This window comes from bacterium (assembly GCA_024226335.1).
Classification (GTDB): Bacteria; Myxococcota_A; UBA9160; order SZUA-336; family SZUA-336; genus JAAELY01.
Genome location: JAAELY010000314.1, coordinates 1 through 685, shown reverse-complemented (window position 1 = coordinate 685; position 685 = coordinate 1). Strand labels below are relative to the sequence as shown.

The 685-nt window shown below is 61.9% G+C and carries 1 protein-coding gene; it reads left to right on the top strand.

The annotated features are described in order from the left end of the window. Window positions 1–463: 463 nt before the first annotated feature. On the top strand, window positions 464–685 hold a 222-nt coding region (locus tag GY725_16345; protein ID MCP4005761.1), incomplete at its 3' end, for an integrase.

Below are 685 nucleotides of genomic sequence, written 5' to 3'. Positions count from 1 at the left end.
GCTTCTATCTCCTGCCCGCCACTTCCTACTTCTCCCGCGTCATGGTGGGCGTCCTGGCACGAGCCCAGGAGAAGTACCCGGTCCGGATTCACGCGGCGATCGCAGCGTCCAATCATTACTTATGCCCAGCTGGGCATAAATAGTGTTGAACTAAACCGCTCCGCGGTAGGACCTGGCTGTGGGTTTCGTGCTGACTTGAGGAGTCCAGGTCTCCGATCGCCTTTGATGAGTATGACCCGGTGAGGTGAAGCTGGAGGCCGGAGCACGTTCGCCCAGAGGCTGGCACGCTTCGCGCGCTCGCAGATCTGCGCTTCGCGCTTTACGCCTCCGCCCGGAGAAGTTAGTCCCGGATCCCTCGGTGCGTCATCCGGGCGAGAAGTTCAGGGGAACTGCGAACAGCGTGGCCCTGTTCGGGGCGACGATGTGATCTCACCGATCACATCGACCCCAGAAAGGAGCCCCCATGACCCCTCTACGTAAGCGGATGATCGACGACATGCGGATCCGTAATCTCGCACCGTCGACCCAGGAGTGCTACGTCCGCCAGGTCGCCGGCTTCGCCGGTTACTTCGGCAAGTCCCCCGAGTTGCTCGGATCCGAGCAGGTCCGAGATTACCAGCTTCACCTCATTGGAGACCGTGAGGCCTCCCCAAGCGTGCTCATTCAGACCGTGGCCGCGCTGCGG